Origin of the sequence: Sulfuricella denitrificans skB26, from assembly GCF_000297055.2 — a bacterium.
GTDB classification, from domain to species: domain Bacteria; phylum Pseudomonadota; class Gammaproteobacteria; order Burkholderiales; family Sulfuricellaceae; genus Sulfuricella; species Sulfuricella denitrificans.
The window spans coordinates 1,915,192-1,935,755 of record NC_022357.1 but is presented as its reverse complement, the minus strand read 5'-3'; the positions used below and the strand labels follow the sequence as shown (position 1 = coordinate 1,935,755).

The 20,564-nt window shown below is 55.8% G+C and carries 20 protein-coding genes; 14 read left to right on the top strand and 6 right to left on the bottom strand.

The genetic code is table 11. The features are described 5' to 3' along the window. Positions 1–86 precede the first annotated feature (86 nt). Positions 87–887, top strand: coding sequence for a c-type cytochrome (locus tag SCD_RS09435; RefSeq protein ID WP_161626931.1), 801 nt, complete (start codon positions 87–89; stop codon positions 885–887). On the opposite strand, the gene queG is transcribed toward SCD_RS09435, so the two are convergent. Continuing rightward, positions 871–1,959: a tRNA epoxyqueuosine(34) reductase QueG gene (queG, locus tag SCD_RS09430; RefSeq protein WP_009204910.1), complete on the bottom strand. Its 1,089-nt coding sequence runs from the start codon at positions 1,957–1,959 to the stop codon at positions 871–873. The genes SCD_RS09435 and queG overlap by 17 nt on opposite strands. Here queG and tsaE point away from each other — a divergent pair. Both tsaE and SCD_RS09420 read left to right on the top strand, forming a co-directional pair. Beyond that, positions 1,927–2,439, top strand: coding sequence for a tRNA (adenosine(37)-N6)-threonylcarbamoyltransferase complex ATPase subunit type 1 TsaE (gene tsaE / locus SCD_RS09425; RefSeq protein ID WP_009204909.1), 513 nt, complete (start codon positions 1,927–1,929; stop codon positions 2,437–2,439). The two genes, queG and tsaE, sit on opposite strands and share 33 nt — an antisense overlap. Then, positions 2,418–3,740: an N-acetylmuramoyl-L-alanine amidase gene (locus SCD_RS09420; RefSeq protein WP_009204908.1), complete on the top strand. Its 1,323-nt coding sequence runs from the start codon at positions 2,418–2,420 to the stop codon at positions 3,738–3,740. The genes tsaE and SCD_RS09420 overlap by 22 nt, the downstream gene beginning before the upstream one ends. 40 nt (positions 3,741–3,780) lie before the next feature. Here SCD_RS09420 and SCD_RS09415 read toward each other — a convergent pair whose 3' ends face one another. After that, positions 3,781–4,074, bottom strand: coding sequence for a TusE/DsrC/DsvC family sulfur relay protein (locus SCD_RS09415; protein ID WP_009204907.1), 294 nt, complete (start codon positions 4,072–4,074; stop codon positions 3,781–3,783). Positions 4,075–4,414: 340 nt separating this feature from the next. Here SCD_RS09415 and SCD_RS09410 point away from each other — a divergent pair, with 340 nt between their 5' ends. Beyond that, positions 4,415–5,608, top strand: a complete 1,194-nt coding sequence (locus SCD_RS09410) for a glycosyltransferase (RefSeq protein ID WP_009204906.1) — start codon at positions 4,415–4,417, stop codon at positions 5,606–5,608. Between the two features lies 1 nt (position 5,609). On the opposite strand, the gene SCD_RS09405 is transcribed toward SCD_RS09410, so the two are convergent. Beyond that, positions 5,610–6,398, bottom strand: a complete 789-nt coding sequence (locus tag SCD_RS09405) for a UDP-2,3-diacylglucosamine diphosphatase (RefSeq protein WP_009204905.1) — start codon at positions 6,396–6,398, stop codon at positions 5,610–5,612. Positions 6,399–6,616: 218 nt separating this feature from the next. Here SCD_RS09405 and mutL point away from each other — a divergent pair, with 218 nt between their 5' ends. Together mutL and miaA are read left to right on the top strand one after the other, a co-directional pair. Next, positions 6,617–8,371, top strand: a complete 1,755-nt coding sequence (mutL, locus tag SCD_RS09400; protein ID WP_009204904.1) for a DNA mismatch repair endonuclease MutL — start codon at positions 6,617–6,619, stop codon at positions 8,369–8,371. Positions 8,372–8,497: 126 nt separating this feature from the next. Continuing rightward, positions 8,498–9,400, top strand: a complete 903-nt coding sequence (miaA, locus tag SCD_RS09395; RefSeq protein WP_009204903.1) for a tRNA (adenosine(37)-N6)-dimethylallyltransferase MiaA — start codon at positions 8,498–8,500, stop codon at positions 9,398–9,400. 69 nt (positions 9,401–9,469) lie between these two features. On the opposite strand, the gene SCD_RS15730 is transcribed toward miaA, so the two are convergent. From SCD_RS15730 to xseA, 3 genes are all read right to left on the bottom strand, one after another. Beyond that, complete coding sequence (locus SCD_RS15730; RefSeq protein WP_009204902.1) at positions 9,470–12,055, bottom strand: diguanylate cyclase domain-containing protein; 2,586 nt, start codon at positions 12,053–12,055, stop codon at positions 9,470–9,472. Between the two features lie 181 nt (positions 12,056–12,236). After that, a complete protein-coding gene (locus SCD_RS09385; protein WP_009204901.1) occupies positions 12,237–13,208 on the bottom strand; it encodes a hypothetical protein in 972 nt (323 codons plus the stop codon). Then, positions 13,205–14,554 carry an exodeoxyribonuclease VII large subunit gene (gene xseA / locus SCD_RS09380; RefSeq protein WP_009204900.1) on the bottom strand — a complete coding sequence of 450 codons (1,350 nt, stop codon included), beginning with the start codon at positions 14,552–14,554 and terminating at the stop codon, positions 13,205–13,207. Before xseA ends, SCD_RS09385 begins: the two co-directional genes overlap by 4 nt. 347 nt (positions 14,555–14,901) lie before the next feature. Between xseA and SCD_RS09375 the strand changes: the two genes are divergently transcribed. The 8 genes from SCD_RS09375 to SCD_RS09340 all read left to right on the top strand — a co-directional run bounded on the left by SCD_RS09375 (position 14,902) and on the right by SCD_RS09340 (position 20,374). Further along, the gene (locus tag SCD_RS09375) at positions 14,902–15,534 is read left to right on the top strand and encodes a MotA/TolQ/ExbB proton channel family protein (RefSeq protein ID WP_009204899.1); all 633 of its coding nucleotides are present in this window, start codon (positions 14,902–14,904) and stop codon (positions 15,532–15,534) included. Between the two features lie 10 nt (positions 15,535–15,544). Beyond that, positions 15,545–15,967, top strand: a complete 423-nt coding sequence (locus SCD_RS09370; RefSeq protein ID WP_009204898.1) for an ExbD/TolR family protein — start codon at positions 15,545–15,547, stop codon at positions 15,965–15,967. A gap of 35 nt (positions 15,968–16,002) precedes the next feature. Further along, complete coding sequence (gene lpxK, locus SCD_RS09365; RefSeq protein ID WP_009204897.1) at positions 16,003–17,013, top strand: tetraacyldisaccharide 4'-kinase; 1,011 nt, start codon at positions 16,003–16,005, stop codon at positions 17,011–17,013. Next, entirely contained in the window at positions 16,994–17,173 is a 180-nt protein-coding gene (locus SCD_RS09360; protein WP_009204896.1) for a Trm112 family protein, read from the top strand. Before lpxK ends, SCD_RS09360 begins: the two co-directional genes overlap by 20 nt. Before the next feature lie 23 nt (positions 17,174–17,196). Continuing rightward, positions 17,197–17,952 carry a 3-deoxy-manno-octulosonate cytidylyltransferase gene (gene kdsB / locus SCD_RS09355; RefSeq protein ID WP_009204895.1) on the top strand — a complete coding sequence of 252 codons (756 nt, stop codon included), beginning with the start codon at positions 17,197–17,199 and terminating at the stop codon, positions 17,950–17,952. A 134-nt stretch (positions 17,953–18,086) separates the two neighbouring features. Beyond that, the gene (adk, locus tag SCD_RS09350; RefSeq protein WP_009204894.1) at positions 18,087–18,740 is read left to right on the top strand and encodes an adenylate kinase; all 654 of its coding nucleotides are present in this window, start codon (positions 18,087–18,089) and stop codon (positions 18,738–18,740) included. Between the two features lie 10 nt (positions 18,741–18,750). After that, a complete protein-coding gene (locus tag SCD_RS09345) occupies positions 18,751–19,095 on the top strand; it encodes a hypothetical protein (RefSeq protein WP_009204893.1) in 345 nt (114 codons plus the stop codon). Positions 19,096–19,114: 19 nt separating this feature from the next. Further along, positions 19,115–20,374: a 6-phosphofructokinase gene (locus tag SCD_RS09340; protein ID WP_009204892.1), complete on the top strand. Its 1,260-nt coding sequence runs from the start codon at positions 19,115–19,117 to the stop codon at positions 20,372–20,374. Positions 20,375–20,564 lie beyond the last annotated feature (190 nt).

The window sequence follows — 20,564 nt, the reverse complement described above, 5'->3', positions numbered from 1 at the left end:
GGTTATGGTCAAGGTGCGCAAACAGCGGTTTTGTCGTAGAATTACCATTGATTTGGATCAATTTATTTAGCGTGGAGACTGAACAAGTGTATGTAAAACAAAGAAATCGTATTTTGTTGCTGCTGGCAGCCTTGGTGCTAACTCCCGTGATTGGTACCGCCGCCGACAAGCCGGGAGCCAAGAAGTCGGTCAAGTCATCGATCAAGACGCCGGCGTCCGAGACGTCGGAACCTACATTCACTAATAAGCCGGTTGCTACCCATATTTCCGCCGCCATTGCGGCGCTCAAGGCAGATCCTGAAGCCGGGCACCAGATCAACGGTGTTTGTGCAGCCTGCCACGGTGATTCTGGGCAGGGCGGCAAAAAGGGTGAATATCCTCGGCTGGCGGGGCAGAATGTCGAATATCTGATGGATCAACTGCACAAGTTCAAAGATCGCAAGCGGACTAACTTGCCGATGTTCCCCTACACCGAGGAGCGCGAGTTGCCGGATGAGGATCTTGTCCATATCGCGGCTTATTTGGCTTCGATCAAGCTGGATACTTCCTTTCCGGTATTCAAGGAATCGGATGACGCGCTGACCCGGTTGCTGGCGGTGGAGAAGGTGCTGAACATTCCGCGTTCAGAAGGGGATGTGGATGTCGGGGCCAAGATCTACAAGACCGAATGTTCTTCTTGCCACAAGAAGGACGGGATGGGGCACAAAACCGTGCCAATGCTGGCTGGCCAGTACACAACTTACCTGAAACGTCAGGTCGAGAAGTTCATCAAAGGTGAGCGCATCCACGACGTGGATATGAAGGATCCCAGCAAGGATGTCCTGAACCTGCTCAAGCCCGAAGAAATCCGCGATATCCTGGCATTTCTGACTACTCTCGACGACTGATCTGTCTTTCCAGTGCCCAGACTACATGCTCCCGCACCAGAACGGACGGGTGGTCCAGGCGGGATTGCAGGGCGGCGATCACATCATCTGACGGCAGGGCATTGCCCAGTCCGACGGCAATGTTGCGCAGCCAGCGTTCATGGCCGATGCGGCGGATAGGGCTGCCGGCCAGCCGGGCATCGAACTCTTCTTCACTCCAGCGGAAAAGTGCGGTCAGTTTTGCATCGTCCAGGCCATGGCGCACGGCGAAATCCGGCTCGCGCGTGAGTTGGCCGAATTTGTTCCACGGGCAGGCTAGCTGGCAGTCGTCGCAGCCGTAGACGCGATTGCCGATCAGGGGGCGCAGTTCTTCCGGGATGCTGCCTTTGAGCTCGATGGTGAGGTAGGAGATGCAGCGCTGTGCATCCACCTGATAGGGTGCGACGATCGCATCGGTGGGGCAGGAGGTCATGCAGCGGGTGCAGGTGCCGCAGTGGTTTTGCTCGGGTTCGTCGATGGGCAGCGGCAGATCGGTATAGATTTCACCGAGAAAAAACCACGAGCCGGACGAGCGCGACAGCAACAGCGAGTGCTTTCCGCGCCAGCCCAGCCCGCTTTTGCTGGCGAGTTCCACTTCCATTACCGGCGCGCTGTCGGTAAAGGCGCGGAACTGGAACGGGCCGATTTCGCTCTGGATTTTTTCCGCCAGCTTTTGCAGCCGGGCCCGGATCAGCTTGTGATAGTCGCGGCCCAGTGCATAGCGCGAGATGAAGGCTTTGCTGCTGTCATCCATGACCGCTATGCTGTCGCGCGCCTGGGGTGGGAAGTAGGCCATGCGCGCCGTGATCACGCGTAGCGTGCCCGGTACCAGTTCCTGCGGACGGCTGCGCTTGACGCCGTGGTTTGCCATATAATCCATCTCGCCATGGCAACCTTGTGCCAGCCATTCCAGCAGGCGTGCTTCGGCCTGGCCGAGATCGTTACCGGCAATGCCGATAGCCTGAAAGCCGAGTTCCATCCCCCAGGCCTTGATATTTTCGGCAATCTGCCGTAAATCCAGATGAGAGTAATCAGTGAGAGTGTCCACGTGCATAGTTTAGATGAAAACCCCCGGCAGTCGAAAATAACCCGCCATCTTGCCGATGAAGGTGCGACCGATGCATTCGGTGCGGAACTGGCCAAGGTGCTGAAACCGGGCCTGATGATCACCCTCAGTGGCGACCTCGGCGCCGGCAAGACTGCATTGGTGCGCGCCATGCTGCGCGCGCTGGGTTATGCAGGAAAAGTGAAAAGCCCTACCTATGCATTGGTTGAATTTTATGTGATTTCTAGCTTATACTTATATCACTTTGATTTTTATCGCTTCAATGATCCGGACGAATGGCACGAAGCGGGCTTTCGGGAATATTTCAACGAAAACTCGGTATGTCTCGTCGAATGGCCGGAAAAGGCGGGTGGTCTGTTACCCTCGCCGGACATCAAGATTTCCCTGGATATCCGGGAATCCGGTCGGAATGTCACGGTTGAGGCGGGCAGTGAGAAGGGTAGGCTATGCTTGCAGGAATTAGAATAGCGCTTGTATTTCTTCTGGTCGCAGCGGCAAGCGTCCATGCGGAAATCAGCATCACCTCGGCGCGGGTCTGGCCGGCGGACGATTACACGCGGGTCACGCTGGAATCCGCAAGTCCGGTCAAATATCAGTTTCTCGCGGTCAAGAACCCCGATCGTCTGGTGATCGATCTTGAGGGCGTGGACGTCAATTCCGCGCTGGAAGGGCTTGCAGCCAAGGTTGCGGCAAATGATCCTTACATCAAGCTGGTGCGCGTCGCCCGTAACAAGCCGGGTGTGGTGCGTGTGGTGCTGGACCTGAAGGGTGAGGTCAAGCCGCAGATATTCACCTTGCTGCCCTACGGAGATTATGGTCACCGTTTGGTACTGGATATTTACCCATTACAGCCGGCGGACCCTCTGATGGCGTTGCTGGAAAAAAAGGAAGTGACTGTACCGGGGGGCGCCAAAGAGCAAGTCGAGAAGTCGCCTGAACTGACCATTGCCACCGCATCGGAAAGTCCATCCAGCGAAAAGTCCGCTGATATGGCAAAGTTGGCAGAGAAACCGGGTCGGACGGAAATGCGTGCATGGAAACCGGAGGTATCACGCCTCATCACCATTGCGATCGACGCTGGCCATGGTGGAGAGGATCCCGGTGCACTTGGCAGAAATGGTTCAAGGGAAAAGGACGTGACTCTGGCCATTGCCCGACGTCTGAAAGCCCAGGTTGACGCGGAGCCTAACATGCGCGGCGTGCTGATCCGCGATGGTGACTTTTTCATTCCCCTGCATGGCCGGGTGGTCAAGGCACGCAACGTCAGGGCCGACCTGTTCGTCTCGATCCATGCCGATGCTTTCGTCAAGCCCGATGCGCGAGGCTCTTCGGTGTTCGCGCTGTCGGAGCGTGGCGCCACGTCCGCTGCAGCGCGCTGGCTGGCAAAGAAAGAGAACGATGCCGACCTGATTGGCGGCGTCAACATTGACGTCAAGGACGTTTACCTCAAACAGACCTTGCTCGATTTGTCGCAGACGGCCACCATCAACGACAGCCTCAAACTAGGTAAGGCCGTGCTCGGCGAGCTCGGTGGGATAAACCTGTTGCACAAGAGTTCGGTGGAGCAAGCCAGCTTCGCCGTGCTGAAATCGCCGGACATCCCTTCGATCTTGGTGGAAACCGCCTTTATCTCCAACCCCGAAGAAGAGAGAAGGCTTTCGGACGATGCCTATCAGGACAAAATGGCAGCGGCAATGCTTAGCGGAATCAAGAGTTACTTCGCGAAAAATCCGCCGCTGGCACGTTCAAAGATGGCCAGCGCCAAATAAGCGTGTTGGAAGCACCGGCGAGTGCCGGTGCGAGTCCTGGTTAAACGCAGCCAGTAGGCTTGGGCAGACCACCGTACTTGGTGATCGGCTTCATTGGACCGGTCATCCAGAGTTTGAATACGGTATTTTGTTCTTCGCCCAGGTATTTGGCGAACTTCCGTATCGGCGGCACGCTGCCGAATTCTTCGAAATATTCACGGGCTTTTAAGACCTGAGCCCATTTGGCGTCATCGAGCACATAACCGTCTGCTTCCGCCATTGCTCGTCCAATCTCTTCTGTCCAAATGTTCATGTCGTCGAGATAACCATCTCCGTCGCGCTCTGGAAGTTCCATATTAAGCATCCCTTTCTGAAATCTGAAATTATTGATAACTACACAGTGCATGATTATTTGCTGTAACTGTGTTTAGACAATGTCTTGACATTAGACAATAACCAAGCTAAACAGTCAAGAATTATTTGCATAGCCGAGTGTGGTGAATTCTGATGCGCCACAGTAGTAAGGCGCCCAGATATGCATGGAACAGGCATGGCAACATGGGTGCTGTCATTATTCTGTAATCTGACTTTCTTAGAATAACTGTTCCCTATTTTTCCGGCCTGTTCGAAATGATTGATGGGCATGATGGAGAGGACGGCTCAGTGCTGTTCCAACTTGAGAAGAGGAATGAACAGTGAAAATCCTGATGATCTCGGATGTCTATTTTCCTCGCGTCAATGGAGTTTCCACCTCTATCGCCACATTCCGGCGTGAACTGGTGGCGCAGGGACACGAGGTACACCTGATCGCACCGGACTATGGCCGGATCACCGAGGATGAGCACAATATCCACCGCATTCCTTCCCGCAACCTGATTCTCGACCCGGAAGACCGGATGATGAAGGCCGGGCATGTGATGGCGATGAAGGAGTGGCTGCATCAGTCCGATTTCGATATCGTGCACATTCAGACACCATTCGTGGCGCACTATCTGGGGGTGCGTCTGGCCAGAGAACTGGGCGTGCCTCGGATCGAAAGTTACCATACCTTCTTCGAGGAATACCTCTACTTCTACGTCCCCTTCCTGCCGAAACAGTTTATGCGCTTCATGGCGCGCCGCCTGTCGAGCCACCAGTGCAATAATCTCGACGGGATGGTGGTACCTTCGTCTGCGATGCTCAAAGCCTTGCGCAACTATGGCATCGAAACGCATGCCGAGGTGATTCCAACCGGGCTGGATCCGGAGAGTTTCGAACCCGGCGATGGCGCAGCCTTCCGCCGGCGCCATGGCATCACGGCGCAGCGTCCGGTGATGTTGTATGTAGGAAGGGTGGCGTTCGAGAAAAACATCGGCTTCCTGATCAAAGTACTGGTTCGTGTTCGGCTGGATATTCCGGACGTGCTGCTGGTCGTGGCTGGCGAAGGGCCGGCGCTTTCCAGTTTGAAGCAGGATGTGGACAAGTTGTCATTGTCGAGCAACGTACTGTTCGTTGGCTATCTTGACCGGCGCCGCGAACTGCCGGGCTGCTACCGTTCGGCGGATGTTTTTGTATTTTCATCGCACACCGAAACACAAGGGTTGGTGCTGCTGGAGGCCATGGCCCAGGGAGTGCCGCTGGTGTCTCTTGCCAGGATGGGCGCCAAGGATGTGCTCAAGCCCGGGCAAGGAGTATTGATTGCAGACGATGATATCGAGGATTTTTCAGCCAAGGCAGTCAGGCTGCTGCGTGACAAGGAGTACGCAGCCGGTCTGGGGAAAATTGGCAGGGAGTATGCGGCAACCTGGTCCGCAGCGGTACTGGCACAGAGATTGGCCGGGTTCTACCGGGCCGTGATCGAGCGCCATGCTGAGATACCTGCCGCCAGCCTTGATCCGCAGCGCAGCTGATTCAGTCTGAGATATCCTCGGCCATGGTCGGCAGCTCTTTGCCACTGGCCAGGCTGCCATCCCAGTGGATCAGTTCCATGCGGCCGTCCAGGTGCTCGACAATGGCGGTACAGCTATCGACCCAGTCGCCGCAATTGAAGTAAGCCAGGCCGCTGATTTCCTTCATTGCTGGCCAGTGGATATGGCCGCAGATCACCCCATGCAGGCCGCGTTCACGAGCATGGTGGATGACGGCATCTTCGAAATTAAAAATAAAGCTGATGGCGGTCTTGACCTTGCGCTTGGCATAGCCGGCCAGTGACCAGTAGCCTGGACGGCGAAGCGTCCTGCGCAGCCAGGAAAGCCAGATGTTGAGCCACAGCAGGAAATTGTACGAGATGTCGCCGAGCACCGCGACCCAGCGGTGGTGTCGCGTTACCTGGTCGAACTCGTCGCCGTGCAGGAGCAGGTAATTCTCGCCGTTGGCCGTGGTGTGAACATATTCGTATTCGACGCGGATGTCACCGAACGAGGTGCCGACATATTCGCGCAGGGCTTCGTCGTGATTGCCCGGGATAAAAAACACTTTGGTGCCGTGCCGGGAACGCCGCAGCAGCTTCTGCACGATGGTGTTCTGTGCCGGAGACCAGTAGATTCCACCCCGGCTCATGGCCCAGAAATCCACGATATCGCCCAGCAGGAACAGGTATTCGGAAGGATGTTCCTTGAGGAAATCCAGCAGCCGTTCAGCCTGGCAGGCGCGGGTACCCAAGTGCACGTCCGAGATAAAAACGCTACGGACCTGAGCCATTATTGAGTTTGTGTCAAAGATAATTGTGCATATGCCATGAGGCGATATTACGTATCGATTGTGACAATGGCGTTACACGGGGCGGCTGCCTGCAGGCGCTAGGTCTGAATTGATGCCGGTACAATCATTTTATGGCAGCTACGGCTAAGGGATGGTTTCGAATAGTCCGGGCAGAACGGATATAATCATGAATCTTAGTGTTCTGTTCGGATTGTTTTATGTCTGTCATCCGGGTTTTGCCCGACCTGCTCATTAACCAGATCGCCGCCGGCGAGGTGGTGGAACGTCCTGCTTCGGCCTTGAAGGAGCTGCTGGAAAACAGTGTCGACGCAGCGGCAAACGAGATCGCCGTTACCCTGATGCAGGGAGGGATCAAGCAGCTTCGTGTTGCCGATGACGGTATCGGCATCGTCGCGGAGGAGCTGGCGTTGGCGCTGGCGCGCCATGCCACCAGCAAAATAGCTACACTCGACGATCTGGAGTCGGTGAATAGCCTCGGTTTTCGGGGTGAAGCGCTGGCCAGTATCGCCGCGGTGTCGCGCCTGTCGCTGATCAGCCGCAGACGGGGGGAGCGTCACGCCTGGAAAGTAGAGGCTGCCGGCAGTGACGTCACCGGGCTGCAGCCAGCCGCGCTGGAGTCGGGTACGGCGGTGGAAGTGCAAGACCTGTACTTCAACACCCCGGCGCGGCGCAAGTTCCTCAAGAGCGAGGCGACCGAATATGGTCATTGCGAGGAAATGTTCCGGCGCCTTGCGTTGAGCCGTACCGATATCAGCTTTACCCTGCAGCATAACGGACGCAAAATCTGGCAGCTTCCTGCGGGACCAATGGAACGCCGCGCCGCCACTTTGCTTGGCGATGAGTTCGCTGCTGCCTCGGTCATTCTGGACGAGCGTGCCGGCAGCTTGCGCCTGTGGGGTATGGCGAGCCTGCCCGGATTTTCGCGCGGCGGACGCGATGCCCAGTATTTTTACGTCAACGGTCGTTTTGTGCGCGACAAGCTGATCGCTCATGCCATCCGCGAGGCTTACAAGGATATTCTGCATAACGACCGCCATCCGGCGTTCGCACTGTTTCTCGAAATCGATCCGGAAGGGGTGGACGTGAATGTTCACCCCACCAAGATCGAAGTGCGTTTTCGCGATGCACGTGCTATCCATCAGTTCATTTATCATGCCCTGAACAAGGCGCTCTCCGCGCCGATCCGTGCGCGCCACGAATCCACTGCGGCACCGATGGCCGAGCCGACGCACCAGGCTTCATTCGCTAATTATCCCAGGCAGCAGGCCATGCCGCTGGGGGTGGCGGAACGCACCGATCTTTATGCCACCATGTTCGGTCGGATCGGCCGACCGGAAGTTGCACTGCCGACCGAAGCGGCGCCGGAAATTCCCCCGCTCGGCTTCGCCCTGGGGCAGCTGCACGGTGTTTACATTCTGGCCCAGAATGCCAAGGGGCTGGTGATCGTCGACATGCACGCCGCTCATGAGCGGGTCACTTACGAGAAGCTGAAAGCGGCTCTCGACAACCGCGTCGTCGCCATGCAGCCCTTACTGATCCCGGTTTCGTTCCATGCCGGGGCGCTGGATGTCGTAGTGGCCGAGGAACATGCCGCCGCATTCAGCGCGCTGGGTTTCGATATCGCCATGCTGTCGCCGACCACGCTGGCGGTGCGGGCGCTGCCGGCGCTGCTGCAAGATGCCGATCCGGTATTGCTGGCACGTGATCTGCTCAAGGAATTGCGCGAGTTCGGCGCCGACCGGGTGCTCGCCGAGCGGCGCAACGAACTGCTCGCTACGCTAGCCTGCCATGCCTCGGTGCGCGCCAACAGAAAACTGGCCGTGCCGGAAATGAATGCCCTGCTCCGTGAAATGGAGGCCACCGAGCGAGCCGACCAGTGCAATCATGGCCGTCCCACCTGGCGTGAGATTTCCATGGAAGAACTGGACAGGCTGTTCATGCGGGGGAAATGAAAATGAGAGTGCTGAGTCCTGAGTGGCGAGTCCTGAGTAATGGGTAAAGATGCGATGGCGCAACACTCAACACTAAGGACTCAGGACTCAGCACTAGATTCTCGTTTGCCCCCGGCAATTTTACTCATGGGTCCCACTGCCAGTGGGAAGACCGGCGTAGCGGTCGATCTGGTGCAGCGCCTGCCATGCGAGATCATCAGCGTGGATTCGGCGATGGTCTATCGCGGCATGGATATCGGCACGGCCAAGCCCGATGCGGAGACGTTGGCAGCAGCGCCGCACCACCTGATCGACATCATCGATCCGACACTAAGTTATTCCGCCGCGCAGTTCCGGCAGGACGCGCTCCGGCTGATGGCGGAGATTACTGCCCGCGGCCGTATTCCCCTGCTGGTAGGCGGCACCATGCTGTACTTCAAGGCGTTGCGGCAGGGGTTGAATGACCTGCCTCAAGCCGATCCAGCCACCCGCGCAAGCATCGATGCCATGGCCGCTGAAAGCGGCTGGCCCGCAGTGCATGTGGAACTCGCCCGACTCGACCCGGTCACCGCTGCGCGCCTCAACCCAGCCGATGCGCAGCGCATCCAGCGTGCCCTGGAAGTGTGTATTCTCAGTGGACAGACGATGTCTTCGCTGCTCGAAAAGGAGGCCGTTGCCGATCTGCCATATCACGTCCACGCTCTGGCTTTGTTGCCGGGCGATCGCGCCGTACTGCACCAGCGCATTGCCCAGCGGTTCGACGCAATGCTGGCGCAGGGCCTGATCGAAGAGGTGGAACAATTGAGGCGGAGTTATGAGTTTGATCTTTCCCTGCCGTCGATGCGCTGTGTCGGCTACCGCCAGGTCTGGCAGTACCTGGATGGGGAGTTCGATTCGCCCGAGTTACGCGAGAAAGGCATCGCCGCCACGCGCCAGTTGGCGAAGCGGCAGCTGACTTGGCTGCGTGGCATGGAGGGGATAGCAGAGTTTGATTGCCTGGAGAGAAACTTGACTGATGCGGTTTTCGACTGGCTCCGCGGGAAGCTGTAAACAAAGAGTAGTCGGCGGCAGGCGACGCCGAAAATGGCTAGTGAGTCTTGTTCAGAACGGTTTCGACTTCTATGTGGATTCGCTAGCTGTCGAATCATAAAACCGAATCAAATTGCGCCCCGCCTCTTTCGCCTGATACATCGCCACATCAGCCCACTTCAGGATGTCGTCTTGACTCCCGGCGTGGTCGATGAACATGACCACGCCGATACTTGCGGTGCAGTGATGCTCGATCGTGGTATCTGCCTTTCCATCGTGGCTGATGTTCAGCAGATAGGGTTCCGATAACGTAATACGGATTTTTTCTGCAACGATCTCAACTTGTGAAGCCGATTCGACTTTATCAGCAGTCAGATCGCTTAGCACTACGACAAATTCATCGCCGCCGAAGCGTGCCACTGTGTCCATCTCGCGCATACAATGATTCAGACGATTCGCCGCCTCAATTAACAGCAAATCGCCAGCCCTATGCCCATGCGTGTCATTTAGCTGTTTGAAGTTGTCCAGATCAAGGAACATCAGTGCGCCATAGCAACCACTACGCGTACTGGCAGCCATGGCCTGGCTCAGGCGGTCGTTGAGAAGTCGTCGGTTAGGCAGTTGGGTCAGTGGGTCGTAGAAGGCCATACGCTTGATCACGTCTTCTGCAACCTTTCGCGAGGAGATGTCGGTGTGCGCGCCAACGTAGTGGGTAATAGTTCCGTCGTCTGATTTTACTGCGGTGATGGTCAGCCATTTGGGATAGATTTCGCCGTTTTTTCGCCGGTCCCAGATTTCACCCTGCCAGCTCCCAGTACGCTTGATGCTTTCCCACATTTCGGCATAAAAGTCCACATTGTGCCGGCCGGATTTAAGCAGGCGTGGTGTCTGGCCCACAGCATCTTCAGCCGTGTAGCCCGTGATTTCGGTGAAGGCACGGTTGACCCTCAGAATCACGCTGTTGGCATCAGTGATGATCATGCCTTCCTGCGATTCAAAAGCGGTGGCGGCGATGCGAAGTTCCGTCTCGCCTTGCTTGCGCTCGGTGATGTCTTGAATCGTGCCATGCATTTTTACTGGGTTACCTTGGGCATCGAATTCCAATTTGCCCAGCCCGTGAACCCAGCGTTCGGTATGGTCGTTGTGACGGAGAATGCGGTATTCCTTATCTAATTCCTTATCCTGCCCAATGCCTTCATTACTAAAGTAGTCTTCTATCATCGAGCGGTCATCTGGAAGGGTCAAAGCAACCCATCCCTGTAAAGAGCGTTCATATGCTTCGTCGATACCCAACAACTGATCAAGCACGTCCGAGCTTTTCCATCGTCCAGTGGGAATGTCCAGAACATAACTGCCCAAGCCTGCGATGCTCTGCGATTCTTTGAGGGATTCTTCACTTTTGCGCAGCATTTTTTCGGCCTGCTTGCGTTCGGCAACCTCTGTGGATAATACGTCACGCGATAAGGTGATCCTGGAAAGCTTTGCAGTCATTTCGTTGTAGTGGTGGGCCAGCGCCAGTGCCAGAAGCGTTGCTTCAATGATGGCGCCATACTCAAGTCCGTGATAAGTCAACGAGTTAAAGGGCAGCCAGCCCCATACGGCAAGGGTGGTGGAGGCCGCGCCAACCATGCCGAAAAGTGTCGCTACGAGAAAGTAGCGGCCAGCCATCCGGCCATGGCGAATGGTGAGGATGCCGAGCAGAACCATGCCCAGGGTGAACAATGATATGAAGCTGAAAGCCACCAGTGCTGCGCCTAGCTGGCTACCCGCCATGATGCACAATGCAATCAGGCTCAATCCCGATACGGCACTCAGGCGTACCAGCCGCAACACACGCGGCGCATGTTCCGCCAGGGCAAGGAAACGGCTGGCGAAAAGTAGTCCACAACAGCCATACAGCACCATCAGGAACAGGATCATATAGCGTTGCAGCAGTGGATAATCCGGCCACAGCCAAGCACTGCCATGACCGGTATAGGCAAAATTGAGCAGAATGAGACTGACCAGGTACAGAGAATAATAGAGGTAGCTACGTTTTCTCAATCCGATGAAGAGCATGCCGTTATAGGCCAACAGGGCAATCAGGAAGCCATAAATGAAGCCATAGCTGTAATGCACCAACCGCTCGCTTGATAGTGCTTGCTTCTCTGTCATCAATTTGATCGGGAGCACCAGTGGATCGATCGATTCGACTCGCAAGTACAGGTCACTGCGCCCCGGAGCAAAACTTGTCGTGAAGGTGAAGCCTATTCCCGGAGTGAGTTCAAGTGGCTTGGGATAGTCATCCCCAGTTTTCCAACTGGCGGTTACCCGGTTGTCATGTACGACAAATAGCTTGAGTTGGTCAGTCCAGGTTGTCCCCGTGACTAAACGGAAGGGCAATGATTCGGTAGTCGGGTTAAAAAGTTCCAGATGGACCCAGCGTGGGCGGGAGCCGATACCGTAGGTCAGCACCGCCCGGTTGTCCTTGCGAAACAGACCCTCGCGTTGACGGGTTTGCGCGTCACCCAGACCCAGTGGCGGTCCATCCTCTATTAGCAAACTTGCCCAAGTGCCAAGCGAACCCGTCGGCAATTCGGTGAGCACCAACGGTTGCGCTTGTATTAGACCCGTAGCCAGCGTCAACAGTAGTGCTAGCAGGGCTCTCCAGTAGCCATGATGTCTAAGCGCGAGCATGCAGCCCCAATTTTACGTGGCCGTGCCGGCTGTTGATTGGATGAAAGTGTTTGCCAAAGAGTGGCCACGCTTGTGTTAATGGCATATTGAACTTTTAAACGGGCGACCGTTCTTTTTTTTGTTAGTTGCTTATTATCGCTGATTCGAAATAAACGGCTACTACGGAAAACACAGGTTTGCGCTAGCGCCCGTCGGTATTTTGTCCGCCTGAAGAGGCATTCATGCCCTCGATGACTTCCTTGAGGCCCTGGACGCTTTCTTTGGCATTCTTGCCGTTGATGATCAGCACGCCCTCCCGGGGCGGGGCGGCAGTCCTTGCCGGTCTTGCGGCAGAGTGCTGTTTTTTTAGCGCCTCGATTTGAGCCTGCATTTCCTGATTGTGCTTTTTCATCGCTTCGATTTGAGTCTGGATATCCTCATCGGTCGGGGCGGGTGCGTCGGCAACGGGCGCTTCCGCTGGCGGCTCAGGGGCCTTCGCTGCATGTGCCGTGGCGTTGTCTGCCTGATGTGGCGCAGGTTCGGTCGGAGGCTGCTCGGGCTCAGGTTGCGGCGCTTGTTCTGCCGTTTCGGTCGGCTCAGGTGCGGGTTGCCCGTCAGTTTTTACTTCCTGCGAAGCCGCGTTTATAGCTGGCGGTGCTTCGTGGTGTGCTGGCGGCGGCAATATTTTAGTTGCAGCAAAAAAACCTCCGCCGGCAGCCAACGGAATCAGGAGTGCCAGAGCTATCATTAGCCGTTTCCTGGGTTTTTTTGCGGGGATGTCGGTGGGTTCCGGCTCTTCATCCGGATGTTTCCTGTCTGTGCGTTTGGCCGAAGATCTGGGGTCCTCTGGATTTTCTGCGTCCTCGGTTTTGTTCTTTTTACGTGAAGGCAATAGGAGTTTTTTTAGTTGGGCCAGGAAGCCCAACTTGGGAGGTGGCGCTTCAGACTCTTCATCCTGATGCTTATCTTTCTTGTGCCTCGCGGAGGACTCAGACGCCTCTTCCTTCTCCGGCGCGCTTTTCTTGCGCGATGACGACAGGGTGATTTTCAGTCGCGTCCAAAAGCCTGGTTTTACCGGAGCCGGATCGGCTTCCGTGGCGACGATGGTTTCATCTGCAGCGCTATTGTCGCTTTCTTCAGGCGTTTTTTTCTTTTTCCAGAATTTCAGGTTCATCGGCCATCTTCCTTGCGCGTTACCTTGGCTTCGGCGTTGCCGCGCGCGAAGGTGATGGAAAGCGCTTCATCCATAGCGATTTCCTTGCTGTCGTAGACGATTTTCCCGTCGGTCGAGCGCACCATGCTGAACCCGCGCTCAAGCACCGACTGCGGATTGAGATGGACGAGGTTGGCCTGTAGTTGTTGCAGCCCGATTTTGTAATCCTGCATCCGGTGGGCCAGAGAAAGCTGAAGGCGTCGCGCCAGATCGCGCTGGCTTGTTTCGTACGCGGTGATGTCAGGCTTGGCTGCCGCCAGACGGTGAGCCAGTTTTTGCAAATTCCATTCACGTTCTGCGAGAGCATGGCCGGCGTTGTTGATCAGGCGCTGGTTCAAGTGGGTCAGATGTGTCAGTCGAGCGTTCAGCCTTTCGCCGGGATGGACTAGTCGCCGCGACAGGTAGTCCACCTGCTGCATGCGCTGTTCCAGTTTCTGCCGCAGATGACGGTTCAGGCGGCCGTGCATGGCTTCGATCCGGTGCTGCAAGTCGACTCGGTTGGGACTGGCTTGTTCTGCCGCTGAAGTCGGCGTGGGGGCGCGCTGGTCGGCAACGAAATCGCTGATGGTAAAGTCAGTTTCATGGCCGACGCCGCTGATCACCGGGATGGGGCAGGCATGGATCGCCCGCGCGACAATTTCTTCGTTGAAAGCCCACAGGTCTTCGATGCTGCCGCCGCCACGGCAGACGATCAGGATGTCGCATTCAGATCGGTTGGCGGCAGTGCGGATTGCTTCGGCGATTTTTGCTGCGGCGCCTTCGCCCTGCACAGGGGTGGGGTACAGGATGACCGGGATCGAGGGCATGCGCCGCCGCAGTGTAGTGAGTACGTCGCGCAGTGCGGCGGCGGCAGGGGAGGTGACGATGCCGATTTGCCCGGGAAAGGAGGGCAGTGGTTTTTTGTATGCTTCGTCGAACAGACCTTCCTGTTCAAGGCAAGCCTTGAGCTTTCCGAAGGCTTCGTACAGCGCCCCCAACCCGGCTCGCCGGATATTTTCGACGTTAAGCTGATATTCGCCACGCGGTTCGTACAGGGTAACCAGAGCGCGCACTTCGATCTGGTCGCCGTTGCGCGGCTGCCAGTCGATATACTGGCTTTTGTGGCGGAACATCGCGCAGCGCACTTGGGCGTTGCCGTCCTTGAGAGAAAAGTACCAGTGGCCGGACGCAGCAGCGATGAAGTTGGAGACTTCTCCGGAAATCCACATTAGCGGGAAATTTTTCTCCAGCAACTGTTTCGCACGGCGGTTCAGTTCGCTGACGCTGAGGACCGGAGATTCGTCTGTAAGTGCTGGGGCGAAATGCATTTTTCCATTCTACATTAATCCACAAGCTTGGCGTATGCAGGTGTAACTTGTGCTATCACCATGAGCCCATTGTATATTTTATAATTAATTGATTTTAAACAATAAAACAGAAGGTTAAATTTTAACCTGCGTAAAAAAACCTTTTCCTGTGGGCAAGTTAGGGTAAATGCGTACAACTTGCCCACAGTGTTATCCACAGTCTTTGTGGATAGTCAGTAAAGGGTTTTTACGACAATAAGTTAAACCTCTTTCTTGATGCGCTACTTGACCGGGCTTGCTGAAAACACTGTGGCAGGCTAAAGTTACGGGCGTTTTAGAAATGCCAGAATTATAAGGGAGAAGGGCGAGTGTTATCCATTATTCAAGCAGCGGGCTGGCCGATCTGGCCGCTGATTATTGCATCGATTATTTCCTTGACGATTATCGGCTGGCATTTGTGGACATTCAACCTGATTGCCCCCAAAAATTTGCTTGCCCAGGTGCAGGAATGGATCAAGCAGGGTGCGGTGAACGCTGAAAGGCTGGCGCAACTGGAGAAGCACTCCTATCTGGGGCAGATTTTTGCAGCCGGGTTGAAGAATGCCAAGAGTTCGCGCGAAGTGATGCAGGAAGAGATCGAGGAAACTGGCCGGCATGTTGCCCATGAAATCGAACAACCTCGCCTGAAATACGGCATGTCTTTCCTGGTTTCGCTCAATACGCTCGGTACTATCGCCTCGGTCAGTCCTTTGCTCGGTTTACTAGGTACGGTGATCGGGATGGTGGAGATTTTCGGCGCCCTCACCCCCACCGGCGGCAGCCCCGCCCAGCTCGCCCACGGCATTTCGGTGGCGCTGTACAACACCGCCATGGGCCTGATCGTGGCAATTCCCAGCATGATTTTTTACCGCTATTTCCGTGCCCGGGCCGAAGCGCTGGTGCTGGAAATGGAGCAGCAGGCGATTAAACTGCTGCAGATCGTCCACGGCCAGCGGAAGTGAGTGTTTGAACATGAATTTTCAGCGCGGCAGGGCCAAGGATGACCCCGAGATCAACCTGATCCCGATGATCGACGTGCTGCTGGTGATCCTGATATTCATGATGGTCACCACCACTTTTTCCCAGATTGCCGAATTGCAAATCAACCTGCCTACCGCCGAGGCGGAGAAGCCGGCCGACAAGCCTGCTGCCATCAACGTGGCAGTGGACGCCGGCGGACGTTACATGGTCAACGGTTCGGCCGTGGCTGATGCCGATACTGCTGCTCTCAGCCTGGCATTGCGTCGTGCCGCAGGGGATAAGCCGGATCCGGTTATTATTATTAATGCCGACGCCAAGGCGACCCACCAGGCGGTGGTGAACGTCATGGAGGCCGCGCGCCAGTCGGGCTACAGCCACATCACTTTTGCCACTCAGGCGAAACTAGAAAAGTAGGCGGGGATTGGGTCTGGCGCTCAACCCCGAATAATATGCTCTGGCTCCAGCGACAATGGTTCAGTCTAACGCCGTGGCAGGTTGTGTTGCTTCCCCTGAGCATTTTGTTCGGGCTGGTTGTGGCGCTGCGTCGAGGGCTTTACCGCGTTGGGTTGCTGCGCGCTATTCGATTGCCGGTGCCGGTGATCGTGGTTGGCAACATCAGCGTCGGTGGCACCGGAAAAACTCCGCTGGTACTATGGTTGACTGATTTTTTGCGGCAACACGGCTACCATCCCGGCGTTGTCAGTCGCGGCTACGGCGGCGGCACAGGTGGCATGGTGGGGGTTGATGTCGGAAGTGAGCCGGCGGTCGTGGGCGATGAACCTCTGTTGCTGGCAAAAAAAAGCGGTTGCCCGGTCTGGATTGGTCGAGACCGGGTGGCTGCAGGAATTGCTTTACTGCGTGCGCATCCGGAGTGTGATGTGCTGGTGAGCGATGATGGCCTGCAGCATTATCGCCTCGAGCGCGATATGGAAATCGTGGTTGTGGATGGGGAACGCAAATTCGGAAATGGATTGCTATTGCCTGCAGGGCCACTACGTGAAGGTGTTTCTCGACTCGGGTCGGTGGATGCGGTGGTGGTGAACGGGGGCGGCCCGAAGGCGGCCATGCACCTGCGCAACGAGTTTGAAATGAATCTCCAGGGCGGAGTGTTCTATAATTTGCTCAACCAGGAATTGAATGCTTCTGCGGCCGATTTTAGTGGCAAGGAGCTTCATGCCGTGGCTGGCATCGGTAATCCGCAACGGTTTTTTACTCATTTGCGTGGTCTTGGGTTGGTTTTCGAGGAACACGCTTTCCCTGATCATTGCGTCTTTCGGTCGCAGGATCTGGATTACGAAAATGCCGATGCCTTGCTGATGACCGAGAAGGATGCGGTTAAATGTGTCGGTTTCGCCGACGAACGCTATTGGGCTCTGGCGGTGGAGGCTAGTTTGCCACCGGCTTTCGGACAGACAGTGCTACAAAAATTGAAGGATATTGATGGACGCCAAACTGCTTGAAATTCTGGTATGCCCGTTATGCAAGGGGCCGTTGGTCTACAAAAAATCCGAGCAGGAGCTGGTTTGCAAGCCTTGCCGACTGGCTTACCCGGTTCGTGATGACATCCCGGTTATGCTTGAGGATGAGGCGCGCAAGTTGCCGGCCGAGGAAGAGGTTTGATTCTCTGCGGTAAATAAGCTCTCATGAACTTCAAAGTCGTCATCCCCGCCCGCTTCGCTTCCACCCGCCTGCCCGGCAAGCCATTGCTTGACATCGGTGGCCGGCCGATGGTGCTGCATGTGGTCGAACGTGCTCTGGAGAGCGGTGCTGATGAAGTCTGGGTGGCGACTGATCACCAGGGCATCGCCGACGTCGTGCGCGCCTGTGGTCACCAAGTCTGTATGACTTCATCCGATCATCCTTCCGGTACTGATCGAATTGCCGAGGTGGCAAGTCAACGCGGTTGGGGTGACGACGAGATCGTGGTCAACGTACAGGGCGATGAACCGCTGATCGAACCGTCGCTTATCCGTGAGGTGGCGCAACATCTTTACGACCATCCCGAGGCGGCGATTTCTACCGCCAGCCACGCCATTCATGATAGCTCCGACCTGTTCAATCCGAATATCGTCAAGGTGGTGACTGACCGTGATGGACATGCGTTGTATTTTAGTCGCGCTCCGATTCCCTGGGGGCGCGATGCGTTTGCCGTTGCGCCGGAAAATTTTCCGCCGGGATTGCCGGCCTATCGCCATATCGGTATCTATGCCTATCGCACTTCGTTCCTGAAAATTTACAAGCAGCTACAACCTGCCGCGATCGAGCAGTTCGAGGCGCTGGAGCAGTTGCGTGCGTTGTGGCATGGCTATCGCATAGGCGTAGCCGTAGTTGAGCAGGCGCCCGTTGCGGGCGTTGATACCGAGGAGGATCTGCAAAGAGTGAGGAGGCTTCTTAACTAGATTTATGGGTGGATACAAAATTTGAATGTGCATATGTAAGAGTTTTTGAATATCCTTGACGACAAGCTGGGTAAAAAGTTATTTGGCCGGACATGCGTCCGGGCAACCACAAACACACGACAATTGGAGGTTTTATGCGTTTAATTCTATTGGGCGGCCCTGGCGCCGGCAAAGGCACTCAGGCGACTTACATCAAGGAAAAATTCGGTATTCCGCAAATTTCTACTGGCGACATGCTGCGCGCTGCAGTCAAGGCCGGCACCGAGCTGGGTGTTGCTGCCAAGAAAATCATGGATGCGGGCGGTCTGGTGTCGGACGAAATCATCATCGGTCTGGTCAAAGACCGCATCCTGGAAGCGGATTGCGCCAAAGGTTTTCTGTTCGATGGCTTCCCGCGCACCATTCCTCAGGCTGACGCAATGAAGGCCGCCGGTGTGCCGATCGATTATGTGGTCGAGATCGATGTTCCTGATGAAGAAATCGTCAAGCGTATGTCCGGTCGCCGTGCCCATCTGGCCTCTGGCCGCACCTACCACGTTATCTTCAATCCACCCAAGGTGGCAGGCAAGGACGACGTGACTGGCGAAGATCTGGTTCAGCGCGACGACGACAAGGAAGAAACCGTGAAGAAGCGTCTGGATATCTACCATGCACAGACTGAGCCGCTGGTGAAGTACTACTCTGATTGGGCCACTGCGGGTGCTGCTGGCGCGCCTAAATACGTCAAGGTTTCCGGTATGGGTAAAGTTGACCAGATCCGTGACTCGATTTTCGCTGCATTGGGTTAAACGATAGAGCATGAGCGGCGTCCCCAACATCACCGATTCCGAGCTGTGGATGGTCGAGGCTACCCTCAGGGAGCGCTATGGCAAGCCGGTGGAAGTGCAGTTGGCGGACGTCGAGTTACGTCTGGATCCTGCTGTGATGGAGTTGACGCATTGTCCAGCGATGGTGTGGAAGGAGCAGGGTGCCGGTTTCGTGATATCCAAGGTGGATGATAACCGTTTCCGCTGCCAGTTTTTTTACTCGGCGCGCGAGCAGTACGGTACCGGCAAGGCGGAATACGATGACTTGCTGGATTGCGTGGTAACCGTACTCAAGCTCCAGGCCGACCACGACGCGAAGCGTCAACAGAATCAATAATTGAGGGAGTCTTAAAGATATGGCTAAGAAGAACGCTTTTTATGCCCAGTCCGGTGGCGTGACCGCGGTGATCAATGCATCCGCCTGCGGTTTGATCGAGACTGCGCGCAAGCACAAGGACATCATCGGCAAGGTTTATGCCGGCCGCAACGGTATCATCGGTGCGTTGACCGAAGACCTGATCGACACCAGCAAGGATACCGCCAAGGCCATCGCTGCATTGCGCCACACACCTTCCGGTGCATTCGGCTCCTGCCGCTTCAAGATGAAAAGTCTGGAAGAGAACAAGCTCCAGTATGAGCGCCTGATCGAGGTGTTCAAGGCGCATAACATCGGCTATTTTTTCTACAATGGTGGTGGCGATTCCGCCGACACCTGCCTGAAAGTGTCGCAGCTTTCGGAAAAGATGGGCTATCCGATCCAGGCCATCCATGTGCCGAAGACCGTGGACAACGACCTGCCGATCACCGATAACTGCCCTGGCTTTGGATCTGTTGCCAAATACATTGCTGTCTCCACTCTGGAAGCGACCTTTGACGTGGCCTCTATGTGCAAGACATCGACCAAGGTGTTCGTGCTCGAAGTGATGGGCCGTCACGCAGGCTGGATCGCTGCCGCTGGCGGGCTGGCTTCTACCAAGGACGCCGAGCAGCCGATCGTGATTCTGTTCCCGGAAGTGACATTTAACAAAGAAAAATTCCTTGCCCGCGTGGACGAGCTGGTTAAGAAATTCGGCTATTGCACCGTAGTGGTGTCCGAAGGTGTAATGAGTGCCGACGGCAAGTTTCTCGCCGACCAAGGCCTCAAGGACGCATTCGGCCATGCTCAACTAGGCGGCGTTGCACCGGTGGTGGCTAACATCGTTCGCGAAGGTCTTGGCCTTAAGTACCACTGGGGCGTGGCCGATTATCTGCAGCGTGCTGCTCGTCACATCGCTTCGAAGAGCGACGTGGATCAGGCCTATGCGATGGGTAAAGCGGCAGTCGAATTTGCGCTCAAGGGCCACAACTCGGTGATGCCTACCATCGACCGTGTGTCGAATGCACCTTACAAGTGGAAAGTTGGTATGGCGCAGCTCAGCAAGGTCGCCAACGTCGAAAAGATGATGCCGAAAAACTTTATCACCAAAGATGGCTTCGGGATTACCGAAAAATGTCGTGAATATCTGGCACCTCTGATCAAGGGCGAGGACTACCCACCCTATAAGGATGGTCTGCCACAATATGTTCGGCTCAAGAACGTAGCGGTGCCGAAGAAGCTAGGCGAATTCAAGCTTTAAGTCTTGGGAGTAAAGAATGAACTTGCTGCTGAACAAACCGTTTTACCGGATCAGTGGCAGGTTCATTCCCGAGTGCGTAGATGATCGAACGCATTTTGCGGGATTATTCCGGACAAAAAGCTGATTCCTGGATGAATGTTATTTGATGTAGATCAGTTTTTGTGGGTGTTTTTGGGTTTGGGTGTTGGGA

What these genes read in the sequence shown, in the direction of transcription:
- tsaE (WP_009204909.1), top strand. Translation starts at nt 1,927, where the DNA reads ATGAGAGTAATCAGTGAGAGTGTCCACGTGCATAGTTTAGATGAAAAC.
- queG (WP_009204910.1), bottom strand. Translation starts at nt 1,959, where the DNA reads ATGCACGTGGACACTCTCACTGATTACTCTCATCTGGATTTACGGCAG.
- SCD_RS09420 (WP_009204908.1), top strand. Translation starts at nt 2,418, where the DNA reads ATGCTTGCAGGAATTAGAATAGCGCTTGTATTTCTTCTGGTCGCAGCG.
- SCD_RS09415 (WP_009204907.1), bottom strand. Translation starts at nt 4,074, where the DNA reads ATGGAACTTCCAGAGCGCGACGGAGATGGTTATCTCGACGACATGAAC.
- SCD_RS09405 (WP_009204905.1), bottom strand. Translation starts at nt 6,398, where the DNA reads ATGGCTCAGGTCCGTAGCGTTTTTATCTCGGACGTGCACTTGGGTACC.
- mutL (WP_009204904.1), top strand. Translation starts at nt 6,617, where the DNA reads ATGTCTGTCATCCGGGTTTTGCCCGACCTGCTCATTAACCAGATCGCC.
- miaA (WP_009204903.1), top strand. Translation starts at nt 8,498, where the DNA reads ATGGGTCCCACTGCCAGTGGGAAGACCGGCGTAGCGGTCGATCTGGTG.
- SCD_RS15730 (WP_009204902.1), bottom strand. Translation starts at nt 12,055, where the DNA reads ATGCTCGCGCTTAGACATCATGGCTACTGGAGAGCCCTGCTAGCACTA.
- SCD_RS09385 (WP_009204901.1), bottom strand. Translation starts at nt 13,208, where the DNA reads ATGAACCTGAAATTCTGGAAAAAGAAAAAAACGCCTGAAGAAAGCGAC.
- xseA (WP_009204900.1), bottom strand. Translation starts at nt 14,554, where the DNA reads ATGCATTTCGCCCCAGCACTTACAGACGAATCTCCGGTCCTCAGCGTC.
- SCD_RS09370 (WP_009204898.1), top strand. Translation starts at nt 15,545, where the DNA reads ATGAATTTTCAGCGCGGCAGGGCCAAGGATGACCCCGAGATCAACCTG.
- lpxK (WP_009204897.1), top strand. Translation starts at nt 16,003, where the DNA reads ATGCTCTGGCTCCAGCGACAATGGTTCAGTCTAACGCCGTGGCAGGTT.
- SCD_RS09360 (WP_009204896.1), top strand. Translation starts at nt 16,994, where the DNA reads ATGGACGCCAAACTGCTTGAAATTCTGGTATGCCCGTTATGCAAGGGG.
- kdsB (WP_009204895.1), top strand. Translation starts at nt 17,197, where the DNA reads ATGAACTTCAAAGTCGTCATCCCCGCCCGCTTCGCTTCCACCCGCCTG.
- adk (WP_009204894.1), top strand. Translation starts at nt 18,087, where the DNA reads ATGCGTTTAATTCTATTGGGCGGCCCTGGCGCCGGCAAAGGCACTCAG.
- SCD_RS09345 (WP_009204893.1), top strand. Translation starts at nt 18,751, where the DNA reads ATGAGCGGCGTCCCCAACATCACCGATTCCGAGCTGTGGATGGTCGAG.
- SCD_RS09340 (WP_009204892.1), top strand. Translation starts at nt 19,115, where the DNA reads ATGGCTAAGAAGAACGCTTTTTATGCCCAGTCCGGTGGCGTGACCGCG.